At 72.3% G+C, this 19,297-nt stretch carries 15 protein-coding genes and 1 pseudogene; 11 read left to right on the top strand and 5 right to left on the bottom strand.

Annotated elements, in window-relative coordinates:
• The first annotated feature begins 41 nt into the window (after positions 1-41).
• The 3 genes from K7I03_RS14785 (at position 42) to K7I03_RS14795 (ending at position 3,802) form a co-directional block, all read left to right on the top strand.
• Positions 42-1,643, top strand: coding sequence for an MFS transporter (locus tag K7I03_RS14785; protein WP_185942337.1), 1,602 nt, complete (start codon positions 42-44; stop codon positions 1,641-1,643).
• A gap of 13 nt (positions 1,644-1,656) precedes the next feature.
• Positions 1,657-2,625 (top strand): ACP S-malonyltransferase, encoded by a 969-nt coding sequence (fabD, locus tag K7I03_RS14790; RefSeq protein WP_185942338.1) that lies wholly within the window; start codon positions 1,657-1,659, stop codon positions 2,623-2,625.
• 319 nt (positions 2,626-2,944) lie between these two features.
• On the top strand, positions 2,945-3,802 hold the full coding sequence (locus K7I03_RS14795) for an RNA methyltransferase (RefSeq protein ID WP_185942470.1): 858 nt from the start codon (positions 2,945-2,947) through the stop codon (positions 3,800-3,802).
• Here the strand turns inward: K7I03_RS14795 and K7I03_RS14800 are convergent.
• Positions 3,760-4,791, bottom strand: coding sequence for a glycosyltransferase family protein (locus tag K7I03_RS14800; protein WP_185942339.1), 1,032 nt, complete (start codon positions 4,789-4,791; stop codon positions 3,760-3,762). The genes K7I03_RS14795 and K7I03_RS14800 overlap by 43 nt on opposite strands.
• Before the next feature lie 126 nt (positions 4,792-4,917).
• Positions 4,918-5,670, bottom strand: coding sequence for an rRNA methyltransferase (locus K7I03_RS14805; protein ID WP_185942340.1), 753 nt, complete (start codon positions 5,668-5,670; stop codon positions 4,918-4,920).
• Between the two features lie 207 nt (positions 5,671-5,877).
• Between K7I03_RS14805 and K7I03_RS14810 the strand changes: the two genes are divergently transcribed.
• On the top strand, positions 5,878-6,846 hold the full coding sequence (locus K7I03_RS14810) for an NAD-dependent epimerase/dehydratase family protein (protein ID WP_185942341.1): 969 nt from the start codon (positions 5,878-5,880) through the stop codon (positions 6,844-6,846).
• A 39-nt stretch (positions 6,847-6,885) separates the two neighbouring features.
• On the opposite strand, the gene K7I03_RS14815 is transcribed toward K7I03_RS14810, so the two are convergent.
• The gene (locus K7I03_RS14815) at positions 6,886-7,770 is read right to left on the bottom strand and encodes a glycosyltransferase (RefSeq protein WP_224347052.1); all 885 of its coding nucleotides are present in this window, start codon (positions 7,768-7,770) and stop codon (positions 6,886-6,888) included.
• A gap of 210 nt (positions 7,771-7,980) precedes the next feature.
• On the opposite strand from K7I03_RS14815, the gene K7I03_RS14820 reads away from it, so the two are divergent.
• Positions 7,981-9,012, top strand: a complete 1,032-nt coding sequence (locus K7I03_RS14820) for a GDSL-type esterase/lipase family protein (protein WP_224347053.1) — start codon at positions 7,981-7,983, stop codon at positions 9,010-9,012.
• 143 nt (positions 9,013-9,155) lie between these two features.
• Here K7I03_RS14820 and K7I03_RS34325 read toward each other — a convergent pair.
• Both K7I03_RS34325 and K7I03_RS14830 read right to left on the bottom strand, forming a co-directional pair.
• A pseudogene (locus K7I03_RS34325) lies at positions 9,156-9,398 on the bottom strand (response regulator transcription factor); the annotation flags it as partial.
• 409 nt (positions 9,399-9,807) lie between these two features.
• On the bottom strand, positions 9,808-10,059 hold the full coding sequence (locus K7I03_RS14830) for a LuxR C-terminal-related transcriptional regulator (RefSeq protein ID WP_185942342.1): 252 nt from the start codon (positions 10,057-10,059) through the stop codon (positions 9,808-9,810).
• Between the two features lie 520 nt (positions 10,060-10,579).
• Between K7I03_RS14830 and K7I03_RS14835 the strand changes: the two genes are divergently transcribed.
• From K7I03_RS14835 to K7I03_RS14860, 6 genes are all read left to right on the top strand, one after another.
• Positions 10,580-10,885 carry a cupin domain-containing protein gene (locus tag K7I03_RS14835; RefSeq protein ID WP_224347054.1) on the top strand — a complete coding sequence of 102 codons (306 nt, stop codon included), beginning with the start codon at positions 10,580-10,582 and terminating at the stop codon, positions 10,883-10,885.
• 74 nt (positions 10,886-10,959) lie between these two features.
• Entirely contained in the window at positions 10,960-11,577 is a 618-nt protein-coding gene (locus K7I03_RS14840; RefSeq protein ID WP_224347055.1) for an NAD-dependent epimerase/dehydratase family protein, read from the top strand.
• Positions 11,574-12,797, top strand: a complete 1,224-nt coding sequence (locus K7I03_RS14845) for a class I SAM-dependent methyltransferase (protein WP_185942345.1) — start codon at positions 11,574-11,576, stop codon at positions 12,795-12,797. The genes K7I03_RS14840 and K7I03_RS14845 overlap by 4 nt, the downstream gene beginning before the upstream one ends.
• 4 nt (positions 12,798-12,801) lie before the next feature.
• On the top strand, positions 12,802-14,223 hold the full coding sequence (locus K7I03_RS14850) for a cation:proton antiporter (protein WP_224347056.1): 1,422 nt from the start codon (positions 12,802-12,804) through the stop codon (positions 14,221-14,223).
• A gap of 152 nt (positions 14,224-14,375) precedes the next feature.
• Positions 14,376-15,410: a ketoacyl-ACP synthase III family protein gene (locus K7I03_RS14855; RefSeq protein ID WP_185942347.1), complete on the top strand. Its 1,035-nt coding sequence runs from the start codon at positions 14,376-14,378 to the stop codon at positions 15,408-15,410.
• A 52-nt stretch (positions 15,411-15,462) separates the two neighbouring features.
• Positions 15,463-19,281, top strand: coding sequence for a type I polyketide synthase (locus K7I03_RS14860; protein WP_224347057.1), 3,819 nt, complete (start codon positions 15,463-15,465; stop codon positions 19,279-19,281).
• The last annotated feature ends 16 nt before the right edge of the window (positions 19,282-19,297 follow it).

Here is a 19,297-nt window from a genome sequence, read left to right on the forward strand (position 1 = left end):
CGCTTCCCGTACCAGCCATCGAGTCTGAGGAGAGGGAGCCCATGTCTCCGACCGGCGCACCCAGCGCTGCCCGGCCTGCCGGGCGGCATCAGGGCCTGGCCCTGCTCGCCGCCCTGCTCGGCCTGTTCGTCGCGCTGCTCGACGTCACCGTCGTCACCGTCGCCCTGCCCACCATCAGGACCGACCTGAACGCCTCGTTCAGTGACATGGAGTGGGTCGCCAACGCCTACCTGCTGGCCCTGGCGGTGTTCATCGTCACGGCGGGGCGGCTCGGCGACCTCTTCGGACAGCGCCGGATCTACACCGCCGGCGTCGTGGTCTTCCTGGTGGGCTCGCTGGTCTGCGGGGGCGCCGGAAAGATCGAGGTTCCCGGCCTGACGCACGTGACCGTTCTGCACCTGGGGCGAGTGGTGCAGGGGTTCGGCGGCGCGGTCATCATGCCGCTGTCCCTCGCCATCGTGTACTCCGCGTCGGAAGGCAAGCGGCGGGCGCTGGGCATGATGCTGTGGGGCGCGGTGGGCGGCGTCGCCACCGCCCTGGGACCGCTCGTCGGCGGTCTGCTGGTCGCACACGCGGGCTGGGAATGGATCTTCCTGCTCAACCTCCCCATCGGACTCGTCGTCATCTTCGCGGCACTGCGCGGACTGGGCGGCAAGCCCTTGAGCACCGCGAACGTCCGCGCGCCTCTGGACGTCCCCGGACTCGTCTCCGTCAGCGCGATGCTCTTCTGCCTGAACCTGGCCATCATCCAGGGGAGTTCATGGGGCTGGACGAGTGGCGGGGCCCTCGGGCTGTTCGCCGCGGCGGCCGCCCTCGTCGCCGTCTTCCTCGTTCTGGAGTCGCGCTCCGCCGCCCCGATCATGAACCTGGGCTGGTTCCGGCGGCCGTCGTTCGGCGGGAGCGTGGTCGGCGGGTTCCTGCTCGGCGCGGGCATGTTCTCGGTGATCTTCTACATCTCGATCTACCTGCAGACCGGCCTCGGCCTCTCCGCCCAGGCCGCCGGCGTCCGGCTGCTGCCCATGACCCTGATGCTGATCCTCGGCGCGCCGCTCGGCAGCCGGCTGAAGGCGGGGCTCGGCGCGCGCAAGGCACTGGTCGCCGCGCTGGCCCTGATGGCGGCCGGCATCGCGCTACTCACCCTGGCCGACCCGGCCGGCGGCACCGGCTCCTGGACCCGGCTGCTGCCGGGCATGCTCCTCACGGGACTGACCCTGGGCATCGCCATGCCCCTCTGTTCCGAGCTGACGATCGCCTCCGCCCCCCGCGACCAGGTCGGCGTCGCCGCCAGCGCCGGGACGATGTTCCGCCAGGTCGGCAACGCCGTCGGCATCGCCATCATGGGGGCGCTGCTGAGCGGCAAAACGGATTCCGTGCACGCGGCGGTGGCCCGCCGGGCGGAGAGCGGGCCCCTGCTCCCGGGCGACGTCCGGCGGTTGCAGCAGGCGGCCGTCACCCACGGATTCCAGAACAGCGCCTGGTACGCCGCCGCCGCCACGCTGCTGGCGGCCGCGCTGGTGGCGGTTCTCGTACGGGATCCGGTGCCCGCGCCAGGGCAGCGGCCGGCCGACGGGGAGCACTCCCAGGCGGGGCCGGCGGTACAGCCGCCGGCCACGGACCGACCGATCGACCGACCGACCGTGTGAAAGGACGCCACCCATGGACAAGACCGCGTTCCTCTTCCCCGGCCAGGGCTCCCAGAAGGTTGGTATGGGGAGCGACCTGGTGGAGCAGTGGCCCGAGCTGCTCGAGAGGTACTACCGACCCGCCGACGAGATCCTCGGCCTCCCGCTGTCGAAGCTGTGCTGGGAAGGCCCCGACGAGGCGCTGCGCGACACGTCGGTCACCCAGCCCGCCGTCTTCCTGACCAGCCTGGCCGCGCTGGACGTACTGACGGGCCACGGCGTCGTCCCCGATGTCGTCGCCGGGCACAGCCTGGGCGAGTACGCGGCGCTGGTCTGCGCGGGCACGCTCGACTGGACGGACGCCCTGCGCCTGGTCCGCCGGAGAGGCGAGTTGATGGCCGCGGTGAACGAGAGCGTGCCGGGCAGCATGGCCGCGGTGCTCGGCCTCGCACTGCCCGAGGTGGAGGCGATCTGCGCCCGGGTCGCGGCCGCGACCGGGCGCGTCGTCGAGGTCGCCAACGACAACGAGCCCGGACAGCTCGTCATCTCGGGGGAGACAGCGGCCGTCGCGCAGGCGGCCGCCGAGGCGCGGTCGGCCGGGGCACAGAAGGTGATCACCCTGCCGGTCGGGGCGCCCTTCCACTGCACGCTGATGCGTGGCATCGAAGAGGAGTTCGCGGCCGAGCTCGCCCGCGTGGAATTCCGTGATCCGCGTGTCCCCGTCGTCTCCGGGGTCACCGGGGACCGGGTGAACAGCGCCGAGGAGGCCGTCGCCTGTCTGCATCGGCAGCTGACGGCCCGGGTCCGCTGGACCGGCACCGTGACCCGAATGGCCGGGACGGACGTCGGCCGCTTCATCGAGGTCGGCCCCGGCCGGGTTCTCGGCGGGCTCTGCCGCCGGATCGCACCGGAGATCCCGGTGCACGCGACGTACGACGCGCGCCGGCTCCGGAAGACCCTGGACGGGCTCGCCCCCGCCGAGACCCTCGCGCGCCATGCCTGACGCCCGCGCGAGCCACCATGCTCCCCGAGCGGTCAGCGGTGCGCCCGGAGCGGCCGGCGGCGCTCCCGGCCCCGGAGAGGCCGCGCTCCTGGCCACCGTTCTGCTGGCATTCGGCCGCCAATGGCTAGGACTTGACGCCGGGGCCTCCGGAGTCGCGGGTCCACCTTCCGCGGGCGGCTCCAGGGAACCCCGGGCACGAGTCTCCGGCCTGTGACTCCCGCCGGGCCGGGCGGGCCCCGAGCCCGGCCCGGCACGGCTTTGGCCGGCGCCCGGAGGGGGCGGTAAGCTCGCGCAAATGGCAAGGTCACAGGGAGTGCGGATGCCGGCGGCTCGGCGGATCACCTCACGCAACGCTCGCTTCCAGCAGTGGCAGGCGCTGCTCGGCAACCGCAACAAGCGCACGCGTGCCGGTGAGTTCCTGGTCATGGGCGTCCGCCCGGTCTCGCTCGCGGTGGAGCAGGGCTGGCCCGTGCACACGCTCCTCTATGACGGGCAGCGGCAGCTCTCGAAGTGGGCGCGGGAGCTCCTCCGCACGGTGCGGACCGAGCAGGTCGCGATGGCCTCGGACCTGATGATGGAGCTGGGCGAGAAGAGCGAGGCGCCGCCCGAGGTCATCGCCGTCGTGGAGATGCCCGCCGACGACCTGGGCCGGATCCCGGTCCGGGAGGACTTCCTGGGCGTGCTGTTCGACCGGCCGACCAGCCCGGGGAACATCGGCAGCATCATCCGCTCGGCGGACGCCCTGGGCGCCCACGGCCTGATCGTGGCCGGGCACGCCGCCGACGTCTACGACCCCAAGACGGTCCGGTCGAGCACCGGCTCGCTGTTCTCCCTGCCCGCCGTCCGGGTGCCGTCGCCGGCCGAGGTGATGGAGTGGGTGGAGGCCCGCCGGGCCGCCGGGACGCCGATCGTCCTGGTCGGCACGGACGAGGACGGCGAGTGCGACGTCTTCGACTTCGACTTCACCCAGCCGACCCTGCTGCTGATCGGCAACGAGACGGCCGGGCTCAGCACCACCTGGCGCGGGCTGTGCGACCACACGGTCAGCATCCCGATGACCGGCTCCGCGAGCTCGCTGAACGCCGCGAACGCGGCGACCGCGGTCCTCTACGAGACCGTCCGGCAGCGGGTCGGTCAGCGGAAGAACGCCAGCAACTCGGTGAGCAGCCGGGGGTAGTTGTAGCGGGCCCGGGCCTGCTCCTGGATCCGTCCCACGAGCTCGGCGTGGCGCTCGAAGTCGCCCGCCAGCCGGCCCAGCGTCGCGGCGGGGTCCGGGCCCAGCAGCAGGGGTTCCGCCTCCCCGCCGTACAGGAAGGACAGGAACTCCGCCGCGGCCGGCAGCACCGGGAGCGAGCCGGAGGCGAGGGTCTCGAACACCCGGGCCGTGAGCAGCCCGGTGTCGGCGACGAGCGGGCTGACCAGCACCGGCGTGATCAGCGACCGGCCCATCTCGGTGACGACGTGCCCGAACGGCACCGGCGGCCGGACCTCCACGCCCGCCAGCCGCGCCGGCTCCGCGGCGGTGATGTCCTCGAACCCGGGGCAGGTCTCGTCGTCCCACCACCGCCCGCAGACCCGGATCCGCCGCAGCCCGGCCCGCCGGGCCGCCTCCACGACCTCGACGAACGGCTCCCACCGCCCCCAGTTGCTGCCGATGTACTGGAGGTCGCGGTCCCGCTCGCGGCCGAGTGCGAGGGGGTGCCGTACGGGGCCGGGCATTCCGAAACAGGGGAAGAACTCCGCCCCGTCCGGCAGGGGGCCCGTCTTGGGCTGGAGGACGAGGTCGGTGAGCGTGGAGTAGAGCCGCTGCCAGTTCTCGGTCGAGTGGGTTCCCACGGAACTGTCGCCGGCGGTGGCGACGCCGCCCCAGTGGCCGTCGAAATCGATGATCAGGCGCCGGTCCCGGGGAATGGAGCAGGCCAGTTCGATCTGCTCGTCCGAGAGGTATTGCCGGGCCTCGAACATGAACACCAGATGCGTTCCCCACGCCACGTCCGGCTCCACCGGCAGGTGCTTCGGGATCTGCTCGTCCATCCGCGAGAGGGGACCGCTGACCCGGACCTCGCAGCCCGCCTCGGCCGCCGCCTCCACATAGGCGGCGACGGTCTGGCTGAACCCCGCCTGCCAATGGAAATTCCCGGCTATGAGCACCCGGGCTCCCGCCATTCCGCCCTCCCAAGAACACACCTGAAGCCATCCTGGCGTGGTGAGTCTAGGGAAAAGGAACTGGGGAAAACCTCAGCCCGCCCCGCGATTTGAGGCCCGGCCCGCCGTTTCGGCATGTTCCGCCGCTCAGGGGCAGGCGTCCAGCACGTCCGCCGCCCGGACCAGCACCGCCGACCGGGTCCCGATCTTCAGCCGCTCCAGGGTGGGCACCGGCGCCACCGGGATCTTCCGGCTGCGGTCGGTGACGGCGATCACCGCGTGCGCGGGCAGCACCGACGCGAGCGAGCGCAGCATGCCCGCCACCGGCTGCCCTGGCACCGCCCCGTCCCAGTGCGTCCGCTCGCCGTACGGCAGATCGGTCAGCACGATGTCGGGGGCGGCCCCGGCGAGGACCGCCGACAGCGACCGAGGGTCGAAGACGTCCGCGGGGCCGACGGCGTACGGCAGCGCACCGCCGTCCGCGTCCAGGCGCTCCCGCAGCCGGCGGGCAGCGGCCGCGGACTCCAGGTAGGAGGGCTTGGCGAAGCGCTCGCTCTGCTCGCGCCGTTCGCGTTCGCGCGCGGTCAGCCCCTCGGGGGAGAGCAGGGCGAGGTTCTTGGCCGCGAGCTCCAGCGGCGCGGGGTCCACGTCGGAGGCGATCACCCGCCGCAGCGAGCGGCGGTGCAGCAGCCCCAGCACCGTCAGGAGGTAACCGCTGCCGCAGCACGGGTCCCACAGCGTCACCGGGCCGTCGCCGGGGAGCCTGGTCCGGGCCCGCAGGAAGATCTCGGTCGCCAGGCGGACGGGGAAGGCGGGGTAGCCCGGCGCGGAGTGGAGCACGACGCCGCAGGCGAAGTCGGCAGCGTCGCTCCGCTCGACGGCGTGGCGGTACGAACTCACCTGTCCACTCCCAGCAACTCGGCACCGCCTCCGTCGCGGCCCGCGGCGGTCGTACAGCGCGCCCCGGCGCGTCCGGGGCTGTCCATTGTCCCAGGTGGAGCGGGGTGGTCGGCGCGGGTTCCCGCGGTAAAACTCTGAGGTTTTCCCGAACGCGTCCCGCCTTACGATCGCCGCACTCCGATGCTGTCGTTGCGAGGAAGGGCGGCCATGTCCATGTTCCCGGGATTCTCGGACGGAACGCGTCTGCTGGTGACCGGAGGGGCGGGCTTCATCGGCTCGCACGTCGTCGACACCTTGCTGGAGGCCGGGGCCGAGGTCATCGTGCTCGACGATCTGACCACCGGCGACCCGGAACGGCTGGACCCGCGGGCGGACCTGCGCCGCGTCGACGTGACCGACGCCGCCGCCCTCGACGAGGCGGTGCGGTCCGTACGGCCCGCCGCCGTCTGCCACCTCGCGGCCCAGATCGACGTACGGGTCTCGGTGGCCCGCCCGGCCGCCGACGCGCGCGTCAACGTGGAGGGGACGATCAACGTGCTGGAGGCGGCCCGGGCCGTCGGAGCGCGGGTCGTGTTCGCCTCCACCGGCGGGGCCCTCTACGGGGAGGGCGTCCCCGTCCCGACCCCCGAGGACACACTGCCCGGACCGGGCGCGCCCTACGGCACCGCCAAGTACTGCGCGGAGCAGTACATCGGCCTCTTCAACCGGCTGCACGGGACCGCGCACAGCGTGCTGCGGCTCGGCAACGTGTACGGGCCCCGGCAGAGCCCGGGCGGGGAGGCGGGTGTCATCGCCATCCACTGCGGGCTGGCCCGCGACGGCGAGGAGCCCACCGTGTACGGCGACGGCCTGCAGACCCGCGACTACGTGTACGTCGGCGACGTCGCCGAGGCGTTCACCGCCGCCCTCCGGCACCCCGCGCCCGGCGTCTGGAACATCGGCACGGGCAGGGGCAGCACGGTGCTGGAGGTCCTCGACCACATCGCCGCCGCTTCCGGGCGCGAGCTGCGCCCCCGCTTCGCGCTCCACCGGCCGGGCGAGATCCGGCACAGCACGCTGGACGTCACCCGGGCCGCCGCCGACCTGGGCTGGACCGCGTCCGTCCCGCTGGAGAAGGGCATCGCCGCCACCTACGACTGGGTCCGGTCCGGCTCGCCCGTCCGGCAGCGGGCCTGACCCGGCGGCCGGGGGCGGTCGACGCCCCCGGCCCGGTGTTCACTTACCGCGCAGGCGGCGTACGAGTCCGTGGCCGACGCCGATCGCGGTGGCGGCGCCGTACAGGCAGAACAGCAGCGGGGTGCAACGGGACTCCGGGGCGGTGCGGTGCCGGTTCAGCTCCTTGCGGAGACCCGCGACCGACTGGTGCCGGCGCGCCTCCGAGTGCCCCTGCCAGTAGGCCCTGCGCAGCAGATAGCGGAGGGTGAGCCGGCCGTGGTCGATGTCGTGGACGACCGCGTGCTCGGGCAGCAGGCGCTCGACGGCGCCCGCCTCCTTCATCAGCGCGATGAAGGTGGTGTCCTCGCCGGACTGCAGATTGCCGCCGGTGCGGCTGAGGCCCAGGTCGAAGAGCAGGCCCCGGCGGTGCGCGAAGTCGGCGTCGACGCCCATGCAGGCGCCCCAGATCTTGATGTCCCCGCGGGCGCGGTGCCACCCGACGAGGTGGAACTGCCCCGAGGACAGGAACCAGGGCAGCCGTCCGATGTCGTGCGGCGGCCGCAGCCGCGCCCCGACCACGTGCGCCCCGGCGCGGAACGCGGCGCGGACGGCGTCCACGGCGGAGGCGTCGAGCCGCACGTCGTCGTCCACGAACAGCACGTGCCGCCCGGCGTACTCCCGCAGCACCGTGTTGCGGGACGCCGACAGCCCCCGGGTGGCGCCCAGGACGCGCATCGTCCCGCCGGCCTCGTGCACCTGGGCGGCGACCTTCTCGGCCTCGGGGGTCACCGGCCGGTCCAGCAGGACGACATATTCGTCGCCGCTCAACTGGTCGAGGTTGTGCCGCAGATGCCGGCGCACGTTCTCCAGACGGAAGGCACAGACCGCCACCACCATGGGACGCTGCCCGGGAGTGCCCCGGTCCGCAGTCTCTTTCTTGTCCACAGTCACTCCAGTATGGCTGCGTTCCGTTGGAGGGGGCACTCGGGAGTGCCGGTCGGGATTCATTGTAGGAACCGCTTTCTAAGAAATGCACTAGAGAATCGGCGGCCCCAACTCCATTGACTGCTGTTAGTGTCGGTGCGTCGGCCAACGGAACGACTGGACGGGTGAGGGATGTTGGAAGCGGGGCGCCTCATTCAGGCGGACGACCCGGTGCTGACCTATCGCGGTGCGGTCTCCCTCCAGGAGGTCGACGGCGGAATACTGCCCTGGCGAATACCTTTTCAGGAACGGCATCTGTTCTTTCCCGAGGGCAGCGTGGGGCGCGCCGCGATGCCGTCGGGAGTGCGGATCACTTTCCGGACGGACGCGGACGGGTTCGCTTTCCGCTACGCCGCCCGTCCCGCCCACGAGATGCCGGGGCCGCCCGAGAATCCGCAGGTGGACGTGCGCGTGGACGGCAAGCCGTGCGCCAGCCTCCCGCTGGTGACCGACCAGGGGATCCACACCTGCCGCGTCGGGTCCCTGCCCGGCGCCGGCAACAGCCGCCTGGTGGAGCTGTGGCTGCCCTGCCTGAACCAGTTCACCCTGCACGGGGTGGAGGTGCCGGCGGACGCGGAGGTGAGCGCGGACACCGGCACCGCGCCCCGCTGGGTCCACTACGGGTCCTCCGAGTCCCAGGGCCGGGGGGCGCTGTCGCCCAGCCGGAACTGGACCGCGACCGTCGCCACGGAACTCGGCCTCGACCTGACGTCGCTGGCGATCGGGGCGGGCTGCTACCTCCAGCCGATGTTCGCGACCCTGCTCCGTGATCTGCCCGCCGATCTGATCACGTGCATGGTCGGCATCAACATCTACGGCACCCGGGCCCTCAACCAGTTCACCTACCGCCCCAACCTGATCGGCATGATCCGGATCATCCGGGAACGGCACCCCGCGACCCCCTTGCTCATCGCGTCGCACCACCACTCCCCGTGGCACGACCCGCTGAAAGGAGACGGCTACCTGTCCCTGCCGGAAGTCCGGGATCAGACCCGTGAGGCGGTCGAACTGCTGCGCGCGGACGGCGACGAGAACCTGCACTACGTCCACGGTCCGAGCCTCGCCGGCCCCGAGACCGCCCACCTGTACGTGGAGCCGCCGCACCTCGATCCGCTGCACTTCGGCCAGGAGGGACACGACCGGCTCGCGGCCGCCTTCCGGCGCACGGTCGAGGAGCTGGTGCCGGGGCTGGCGCGGGCATAGCGACGGAACCCCCGTGCCGTGCACGGAAGTTCGTCGATGGCGGGGACGGCGCTACGGCACCGCGGCGGAGACCCGGGGACCGGTGGCGAGTCACCGGTGAGCGCCGCGAGCCCGTGGGCGAAGGCGACCAGTCCGGCCTGCAGGCGGGACTCGACCCTGAGTTTGGCGAGGATCTGGGCCATATGCGCCTTCACGGTGCGCTCGGTGACCCCGAGCAGTGCCGCGATCTCGCGGTTCGAGTACCCGTGGCTCAGCAGGGAGAAGACCTGGAGCTCACGCTCGGAGAGCAGATGTACCTGGCTCAACCCTTCCAGCCATGGGAACCGGTCCTCATGGAGGACTCGATCGTCGACAGAATGACTGGTGTCGCATTCGGAATACGGCAAAGTGGCCCCCCGTATGAGCCTGTGTTCCGTGCATCCCTAAGAGGTCATCCGACGCATCGAGCAGTACGGCACCGAAAGAGCGCCGCCGGACAATGAAGTCGTGCGGCGTACCGCCTACGCGACGAATGGCCCTGGACATAACCCACTGAGATCATCTTATCGCATCCACGGCCGAGTTCCTTGGTGTCGCCAACCGATATGCGCGGGGCCGGCCGACGCGACGGACAAGGTGGTCCGCGTCCGCTCTGCGCGCGACAATTGCGTTACCAGGAAGGGGACTTCGAGCCCGTCTGGCGCTACCACGCCTGCGGGCGGCATCAAAGCCGGTTTCGGCAAAACTCACATCGGCCATATGCGCGTTTTGTCCGGCCCGGCCACGAAGCCGCCCGCTATCGCCCACGGCGGCGGCTCAATTGATGCGGTCCTGAAGGACCCTGGGGGGCCATGCCTCCGATCCCAGGATTCCCATGGCGTAGGCCTTGGCGACGAGCGCGGTGCGGTTGGGCACCCGGAAGCGGTCCATCATCTTGCTGACGTGATACTCGACACCCTGTCGGCTGAGGTAGAGCTTGTTCGCGATACAGGTGGTGCGCTCACCAGCGGCGATGCGCTCCATGATCTTGGCGTCCAGGGTGGATAACGTCGTGGGGGCGGTGTTCACCTAGTACTCCCTGAGGGAAGAGCGCTGAGAAGGGGAGAGCGCCGTGGCGGAACCCGGGTACCGGCGGCGGGTCCATTTCTATCCACAAGTCCAACACGGCGAGTAGTGGACTTTTGTACAAGTGGAAGCAGCCGTTCTTGAAACATTGGTTTGTCCGAGCAAATGGGACGGATTCCGGCATCCCGTACAGGCGCCACTTGTCCGTTCTGGACGCATAACCGCAGGTAACGAGGCGCCGGAACGGCCGGAGCCCTCACAGGGCGTCGACAGGGAACTCACAGGACGTCAAGCGGCGTCCGCGGACCGGGGGCGGCCCGCGGCCGGGGGCCTCCGCCGGCAGGACTAGCAAATTCCTCATACATATACGCCTTATCCTCAACGCCTGCGAATCTGTGGCGGAACGAGGGGAGACGGCATGAAAATCGAGGTGCTCCAACCGACCTGCAACCTTGACACGGTGCGGGACGGTCGCGGCGGAATTTTCACCTGGGTTCCCCCGGAACCCATCCTGGAATTCAATATGCTGCACCTGTACCCGGGAAAGGTGCGCGGTCTGCACTACCACCCGCACTTCGTCGAATACCTGCTCTTCGTCGAGGGCTCGGGCGTACTGGTCACCAAGGACGACGCCGACGACCCGGACTGCGAGGAGGAGTTCATCCACGTCTCGCGCGGCATCTGCACCAGGACGCCGGCGGGCATCATGCACGCCGTCCACGCCATCACGCCGCTGACGTTCATCGCCATGCTCACCAAGCCCTGGGACGAGTGCGACCCGCCGCTGGTCCAGGTCGAGCCGCTGCCGCACACCCTGGAGCGCAAGTGAGGGTCGCGGTGGTCGGGGCCGGCGGATTCGTCGGCACCGCCATCACCCGGGCGCTGGGATCCACGGCGGTTCCCGTGACCCGTGCGACCTACGAGGAGGCCCGCCGCAGCGGCCCCTTCGACGTCCTGGTCAACGCCGCCTGCCCGTCCCGGCGTTACTGGGCCCGGCACCACCCCGACGAGGACCGCCGCGAGACGGTCGACAAGACCCGGGCGCTCCTCCGCGACTGGGAGTGGGGCCGCTTCGTCCAGATCAGCACCCTCTCCGCCCGCACCCAGCCGGACACCCCCTACGGCAGGAACCGGGCCGAGGCCGAGGAGCTCTGCGCCGACCACCTGATCGTCCGCCTGGGTCCCATGTACGGCGACGAGAACACCAAGGGCGTCCTCATGGACTTCCTCGGGGACCAGCCGGTCTACGCGCACGGCGACTCGCGGCAGAGCTTCGCCCCCGTCGAGTGGTGCGGCCGCTGGGTGGCCTCGCACCTCGACGCCGAGGGGCTGTGGGAAGTGGGCGCGCGGACGACGGTCAGCCTGCGGGAGATCAGGGACGCGGTCGGCTCGCGTTCCGTCTTCGCCGGCACCCGGAAGGACGACCAGTTCCCCCTGGACAGCCGGCCCGACTGGCCGGACGCCGCCGATGTCATCGGCTGGCTCGGGGCCCGTAGCAGAGCACTGACTGGAGAATCATGACCACGACCGGTCACTCGACAGTGATCGACCGTTGCCGGATCTGCGACAACACCGAGTTGCTGCCCGTGCTCGACCTCGGTCCGCAGGCACTCACCGGTGTGTTCCCGCGGACCCGCGGCGAGGACGTCCCGTACGTCCCCCTGGAGCTGGTGCGCTGCTCGCCCGCCGGCTGCGAGCTGGTGCAGCTGCGGCACACCGCCGACTTCGGCCTCATGTACGGCGAGGGCTACGGCTACCGGTCCAGCCTCAACCGCTCCATGGCGGACCACCTGCGCGGCAAGGTCGCCGCCATCACGAAGGCGGTCGACCTCGGCCCCGGCGACCTCGTCCTGGACATCGGCAGCAACGACGGCACCCTGCTGGCGGCCTACCCCTCCGGCGGCCCCCACCTGGTCGGTGTCGACCCCGCCGCCTCGGTCTTCGCCGGGACCTACCCGCCGGGGGCCGAGCTGATCCCCGACTTCTTCGCGGCCGACCTGCTCGGCGGCCGCCGCGCCAAGGTCGTCACCTCGATCGCGATGTTCTACGATCTGCCCCGCCCCATGGACTTCATGCGGGAGATCCGCCGCGTCCTGGCGGACGACGGTATCTGGGTGACCGAGCAGAGCTACCTGCCGTCGATGCTGCACGCCGCCGCCTACGACGTCGTCTGCCACGAGCACCTCGACTACTACGGGCTCCGCCAGATCGAGTGGATGGCCGAACGCACCGGCCTGAAGGTCGTCGACGCCGAGCTGACCCCCGTCTACGGCGGGAGCCTCTCCCTCGTCCTGGCCCGGAGCGACTCCCCGCGCGAGGTCGACGAGCCGGCCCTGGCCCGGATCCGCGCCGGCGAGACGGACCTGCCCTACGCGGAGTTCGCCCGGCGGACCGAGGAATCGCGCGACCGGCTCATGGACTTCCTCACCGCCTCGCGGGACAAGGGACTGCGCACCCTCGGGTACGGCGCCTCCACCAAGGGCAACGTCATCCTCCAGTACTGCGGTCTGGACGAGGCGCTGCTGCCCTGCGTCGCCGAGGTGAACGAGGACAAGTTCGGCTGCTACACGCCCGGCACGGACATCCCGATCGTCTCCGAGAGGGAGGCCCGGGCGCTCGAACCCGACCAGTTCCTGGTCCTCCCGTGGATCTACCGGGACGCGATGATCGCCCGGGAACGCGGTTTCCTGGCCTCCGGGGGCAAGCTGGTCTTCCCGCTGCCCACCCTGGAAGTGGTGTGACGCGGTGCCGGGGTTGAGAACGCGCGGCGCCCGGCTGCTCGCCGTCTGCCTGCTGTCCGTCCTGCCGCTGCTGGCCGCGGCCCTGCTGCTGTGGCACGGGACCGCGGGCAAGGGCGGCGGGCGGTCCGGCGGGAGCACCGCGCACGGCGGATCGCGCGTCGAGGCCTGGCAGCTGCTGCTCGCCCTCGCCGTGGTGGTGGCCGTCGCGCGGGGCCTCGGGACGCTGGCGAGCCGGTATCTGGCGCAGCCGCGCGTGGTCGGCGAGATGGTCTCCGGGATCGTCCTGGGCCCCTCGGTGCTCGGCCTCGTCGCCCCCCGGGCCTACGACGCCCTCTTCCCCGCCGCCCTCCACTCGTACCTCAACCTCGTCGCCCAGATCGGGCTGGCGCTCTTCATGTTCCTGATCGGCATGGAGTTCGGCGAGACCCGGCACGAGGACGCGGGCCGCACCGGCGTCGCCGTGGGGATCGTCGGCGTCTGCCTGTCGTTCGCGCTCGGCTGCGGCCTGGGGTACGCGCTGTACACGGGCTACGCCCCGGAGGGCGTCGGCTTCCTGCCGTTCACCCTCTTCCTGGGCATCACCATGAGCGTGACCGCCTTCCCCGTGCTGGCCCGGCTGCTGATGGAACGTGGCATGCTCCAGTCCCGGGCCGGCACGTACGCCATCGTGGGTGCCGCCACCGCCGACCTCGCCTGCTGGCTGCTGCTCGCGGGCCTCGTCGCGCTGCTGCGCGGCGGTTCGCCCCTGGGCGTGCTGCGCACCCTCGCGCTCACCGCGGCCTTCTTCGGCGTCATGGTGGTGCTCGTCCGCCCCGCCCTGCGCCGGATCCTGGAACGGTCCGAACGCCGGCTCGCCGACGGCGGCGTGCTCACCCTGGTCGTCCCCGGCGTCCTGCTGTCGGCGGTCGCCACCGAACTCATCGGCATCCACCTCATCTTCGGCGCCTTCCTCTTCGGCGCGATCTGCCCGAAGACGGCGCCGGCCCTGGAGAACGCCCGCGGCAAACTCCGGGAACTCGTCACGGCCGTGCTGCTGCCCCCGTTCTTCGCCTCGGTCGGAGTGAAGACCGATCTGCTGCGGCTCGGCGAGGGCGGCGGGGCCCTGTGGATGTGGGCCGGTGTCGCCCTGCTGGTCGCCGTGGCCGGGAAGTTGGCGGGCAGCGCGGCCGCGGCGGCGCTGATGTCGGTGGAGCGCGTCGACGCCCTGCGCATCGGCGTGCTCATGAACTGCCGTGGACTGACCGAGCTGGTGATCCTCACCATCGGCCTCGACCTCGGCGTCCTGTCACCGGCGCTGTTCACCATGCTCGTCATGGTCACCCTGTGCGCCACCGTCATGACCGCGCCGCTGCTCGACCTGCTCGACCGCGCCGAGGCGCGCCGCGCCGCGCCCGCGCCCGCGAAGGCGACGGCCGTCGTCCGCTGACCCGGCGGCCTCGCGAATTCCGGGCACGGAATGCCGGGGCCGGGTCTAGGTGATTCCTTCGAAAATGCCGGCGTGCCACTGATTATGATCGGCGCGGAATGACCTGCTGTGCGCGCCGGGTCCAGTAAACCTGAAATCAGGGAGGTGGGTTGGTGCAGACAGCCGACCTGTACATCGGTGCTCTCGGCGTTTTCGTACCGCCCGTGGTGAGCGTCGAATGGGCCGTGGAACGCGGCCTCTATCCGGCCGAGGAAGCCGAGGCGCACGAACTCGGCGGGGTCGCGATCGCCGGCGACATACCCCCTCCGGAAATGGCCCTGCGGGCGGCGCAGCAGGCGGTGAAACGGTGGGGCGGATCGCCGAAGGAATTCGATCTGCTGCTGTACGCGAGCACCTGGCACCAGGGCCCCGACGGCTGGCCGCCCCAGGCGTACCTCCAACGGCACCTGGTGGGCGGGGACATGCTCGCCCTGGAGATCCGGCAGGGCTGCAACGGCGTCTTCAGCGCACTGGAACTCGCCGCCGCCTACCTGCAGGCCGATCCGCGGCGCACGAGCGCGCTGATCGTCGCCGCCGACAACTACGGGACGCCGCTGGTCGACCGGTGGCGGATGGGCCCCGGCTTCATCGGCGGCGACGCCGCCTCGGCCCTGGTGCTGACCAAGCGGCCCGGCTTCGCCCGGCTCCGCTCGCTGGCGTCCAAGGGCCTGCCGGAGATCGAGGCACTGCACCGGGGCGACGAACCGCTGTTCCCGCCGAGCATCACCCGGGGCCGGCCGACCGACTTCAGCGCCCGCATCGGCCAGCAGTTCGCCACCCGCAGCCCCGCGTCCCTCGCGATGGCCGACATCCAGGACCACATGACGGAGATCGCCGAGCGCGCCCTGGCGGGGGCCGGCATCGGGATGACGGACGTCGCCCGCGTCTCCTTCATGAACTACTCGCGGGAAGTGGTCGAACAGCGCTGCATGGCGGCCTGGGGGCTGCCGCTGTCCCGTTCGACCTGGGAGTTCGGCCGGGGAATCGGCCACTGCGGGGCCAGCGACCACCTGCTCTCCATGGAACACCTCGTACGCACCGGTGAGCTCGCCCCCGGCGACCACGTCCTGCAACTCGCCACCGCCCCCGGCCTCGTGGTGTCCAGCGCCGTCCTCCAGGTTCTCGAATCGCCGGACTGGGACGCATGACGCCGGGCTGGGACGCATGACGAATACCGGCAACGACGAACGGAATACGCCCGTGACACCCCTCGCACACCCGGCAGACTCCCTCCCCCCGGTGGCCGTGGTCGGGATCGGCTGCCGGTTCCCCGGCGGCGTCGACTCGCCCGACGGGTTCTGGGACCTGCTGGCGGCCGGCCGCAACACCGTCGGCGACATGCCCACCGACCGCTGGGAGGAGTACCGGAACTTCGGCCCGCGCTTCGACGCGGCGCTGCGGAAGGCGATCCGTTCCGGCAGCTACCTGGACGGTGACATCGCCGGTTTCGACGCCGAGTTCTTCGGCATCTCCCCGCGCGAGGCCGAGCTGATGGACCCGCAGCAGCGCCTCATGCTGGAAGTGGCCTGGCAGGCGCTGGAGCACGCGGGCATCGCGCCGCACACCCTGGCGGGCACCGACACCGGGGTGTTCGCCGGGGTCTGCACCTACGACTACGGCGCCGGCCGGCTGGAGGACCTGCCGGGCATCGACGCCTGGACGGGGATCGGCGCGGCCGTGTGCGCCGTGTCGAACCGCGTCTCGCACGCGCTCGACCTGCGCGGACCCAGTCTCTCCGTCGACACCGCCTGCTCCGCCTCGCTGGTGGCGCTGCACACCGCCGCGCAGAGCCTGCGGCTCGGCGAGTGCACCCTGGCCCTGGCCGGCGGCGTCAACCTGCTGGTGTCGCCCGGCCAGACGATCGCCCTGGGCACGGCCGGCGCGCTGGCGCCCGACGGCCGGAGCAAGCCGTTCTCCGCGTCGGCCGACGGCTACGGCCGCGGCGAGGGCTGCGGCGTGCTCGTCCTCAAGCTGCTGGCGGACGCCGAACGCGACGGGGACCGGGTGCTGGCGGTGCTGCGCGGCAGCGCGGTCAACCAGGACGGGCGCACCAACGGCATCATGGCCCCCTGCGGCCAGGCCCAGGAGCACGTCATGCGGCGCGCCCTGGCGGCCGCGGGCGTCGACGCCGGCACCGTCGACTACGTGGAGGCCCACGGCACCGGCACCCGCCTCGGCGACCCCATGGAGATCGGCGCGATCGGCGCGGTCTACGGGCGGGACCGCGCGGGCGGTGAGCCGTGCGTGGTCGGGACGGTGAAGTCCAACATCGGCCATCTGGAAGGCGCCGCCGGCGTCGCCGGGGTCATCAAGGCCATCCTCGCCCTGGGGCGGGACAGCATCCCGGCCACCCTGCTGGACGGCGACCCGAACCCCGAGATCGACTGGGACGGCCACGCCATCCGGCTGGCCACCGGCGCGGTGCCGTGGCCCGAGCGCCCGCACCCCCGCCGCGCCGCGGTGTCCGGCTTCGGCTACGGCGGCACCGTGGCCCACGTGGTCCTGGAGCAGGCGCCCGCCGCGCCCGTCCGCCCCGCGCCGGAGCCGGCCGGCACCGTGTTCCCGCTCTCCGCCGCCTCCCCCGAGGCGCTCGGCGAGCACGCCGGCGCGCTCGCCGCCCTGGTCGAGGAGGGCGTGGACCTGGCCTCGCTCGGCCACACCCTGGCCCACCGGCGCTCCCCGCTCGCCCACCGGGCGGCCGTCGTGGCGGCCGACCGCGGCGAACTGGCCGCCGGGCTGCGCGCGCTGGCCGCCGGGGAGCCGGCGCCCGGTCTCGTCACCGGGGCCGTGCTGCCGGACACCGCCCGTCCCGTCTGGGTGTTCTCGGGCCACGGTTCCCAGTGGGCCGGGATGGGCCGGGAACTGCTGGAGTCGGAGCCGGTGTTCGCCGCGGCGATCGACGAGCTGGAGCCGGTGTTCAAGGAGGAGATCGGCTTCTCGCCCCGCGAGGTGCTGGTGGAGGGCGACCACGCCGAGGTCCACCGCGCCCAGACGATGATCTTCGCGATGCAGCTCGGGCTCGCCGCGCTGTGGCGGTCCCGGGGCGTCGAGCCCGCCGCCGTCATCGGCCACTCGGTCGGCGAGATCGCCGCCGCCGTCACCGCCGGCGCGCTGACCACGGCCGACGGGGCCCGGCTGATCTGCCGCAGGTCGCTGCTGCTGCGCGAGGCCGCCGGGCGCGGCGCGATGGCCATGGTGAACCTGCCGTTCGACGAGGTCGCCGAGCGGCTCGCGGGGAACGCCGCGGTCGTCGCCGCCATCGCGTCCTCGACGTCGTCCACCGTCGTCTCGGGCGACCCCGGCGCGGTGGACGAGGTCGTCGGCCGCTGGACGGAGGAGGGGCTGGTGGTCCGGCGCGTCGCCTCCGACGTGGCCTTCCACAGCCCGCACATGGACCCGCTGCTGGGCCGGCTCCGCACCGCCTGCGACGAGCTGCGCCCGCGCACCCCGCACACCCCCCTCTACACGACGGCGCTCACGGACCCGCGGGCCGCGCTGACCGCCGACGGCGCGTACTGGGCGGGCAACCTGCGCAACCCGGTGCGGCTCGCCGCGGCGGTCACCGCCGCGGCCGAGGACGGCCACCGGGCGTTCGTCGAGCTGGCCCCGCACCCCGTGGTCACGCACTCGGTCCACGAGACGCTGGCCGAGCGCGGCGTGGAGGACGTGTTCGTCGGCACGACGCTGCGGCGCGACAAGCCCGAGGCGCGCACCTTCGACGCGGCCGTGGCCGCGGCCCACTGCCACGGCGTGACCGTCGACTGGTCGGCGCTCCAGCCGGACGGCGACCTGGCGGACCTGCCGCCGTACCCCTGGCGGCACCGCTCGCTCTGGCGCTCCATCGCCGGGTCGCGGACGGCGGGGCGGGGCCACGACGTCGCGTCGCACACCCTGCTGGGCACCCCCGCCGCCGTCGCGGGCAGCGACGTGAAGCTGTGGCACAGCACGCTGGACGACGACAGCCGCCCCTATCCGGGCAGCCACGCCCTCAACGGCGTGGAGATCGTCCCGGCCGCCGTGCTCGCGGTCACGTTCCTGAACGCGGCGGCCGAGGGCGACGGGCCCCGCGCCCTGCGGGACATGACGATGACCCACCCCGTGCTCACGGCGGGGCAGCGGCAGATCCAGGTCGTCCACGAGGGCGACGTGGTCCGGCTGGCCTCCCGTACGGTCGCGGACGCGTCCGACCCGAACCCCGCCTGGCTCGTGCACTGCGCGTCCGGCACCGCCGCACCCGACCTCGCCGCCCTGACGTCGCGGTCGCTGCTGGACCCGGCCGAGCACCGGCTCGAACCCGCCGACCCCGGGCTGGTCGCGCGGCGGCTCGCCGAGGTGGGCGTGCCCTCGACCGGTTTCGACTGGACGGTCGAGAACCTGTCCGCCGGCTTCGGCGTGCTGCACGCCCGCGTCGCCTCGCCCGACACCACCTCCTGGGCCCCGCTGCTGGACGCCGTGATGTCCATCGCGCCCGCCGCCTTCATGGGCCTGCCGCAGCTCCGGATGGTCGTCCAGGTGGACGAGATCACCGTTGACGGCACGCCCCCGGACGCGGCGACGGTCGAGGTCGTGCTCGATCCCGGCGTCGCCGACACCGTGCACGCCCTGGTCACCGACGCGGACGGCCGCCCGGTGGCGAGCCTGCGCGGCCTGCGCTACCCGGTGGTCGAGCAGCCGGCCGCGCCGGCCGCCGACGAGCCGGGGCGGGAGGCGGACGCGGACGCGGTGTCGTTCGCGGGCCTGTCGCCGGACGAGCTGCGGCAGCGGGTGCTCGACGAGGTGCGCGCGCAGATCGCCCAGGAGATGCGGCTGGCGCCCGCGGACCTCCACGTCCGCCGCCCGCTGGTGGAGCAGGGGCTCGACTCGGTGATGACGGTCGTCGTCCGCCGCCGGCTGGAGAAGCGCGTCGGCCGGGACGTGCCCGCCAACGTCTTCTGGAAGCTGCCCACCATCAGTGACATCGCCGACCACCTGACCGAACGCCTCGCCGGCGCTCCGGCGGAGGACGTCCGGGCGTCCTGATTCACGAACGGTGCGG

It is taken from the genome of Streptomyces mobaraensis (assembly GCF_020099395.1).
In the GTDB taxonomy this organism is placed as follows: Bacteria; Actinomycetota; Actinomycetes; order Streptomycetales; family Streptomycetaceae; genus Streptomyces.

Bases quoted from the DNA above. Each gene is read 5' to 3' on its own strand.
- K7I03_RS14835 (WP_224347054.1), top strand. From the start codon at position 10,580: ATGCTGCACCTGTACCCGGGAAAGGTGCGCGGTCTGCACTACCACCCG.
- K7I03_RS14810 (WP_185942341.1), top strand. From the start codon at position 5,878: ATGTCCATGTTCCCGGGATTCTCGGACGGAACGCGTCTGCTGGTGACC.
- fabD (WP_185942338.1), top strand. From the start codon at position 1,657: ATGGACAAGACCGCGTTCCTCTTCCCCGGCCAGGGCTCCCAGAAGGTT.
- K7I03_RS14785 (WP_185942337.1), top strand. From the start codon at position 42: ATGTCTCCGACCGGCGCACCCAGCGCTGCCCGGCCTGCCGGGCGGCAT.
- K7I03_RS14800 (WP_185942339.1), bottom strand. From the start codon at position 4,791: ATGGCGGGAGCCCGGGTGCTCATAGCCGGGAATTTCCATTGGCAGGCG.
- K7I03_RS14795 (WP_185942470.1), top strand. From the start codon at position 2,945: ATGCCGGCGGCTCGGCGGATCACCTCACGCAACGCTCGCTTCCAGCAG.
- K7I03_RS14845 (WP_185942345.1), top strand. From the start codon at position 11,574: ATGACCACGACCGGTCACTCGACAGTGATCGACCGTTGCCGGATCTGC.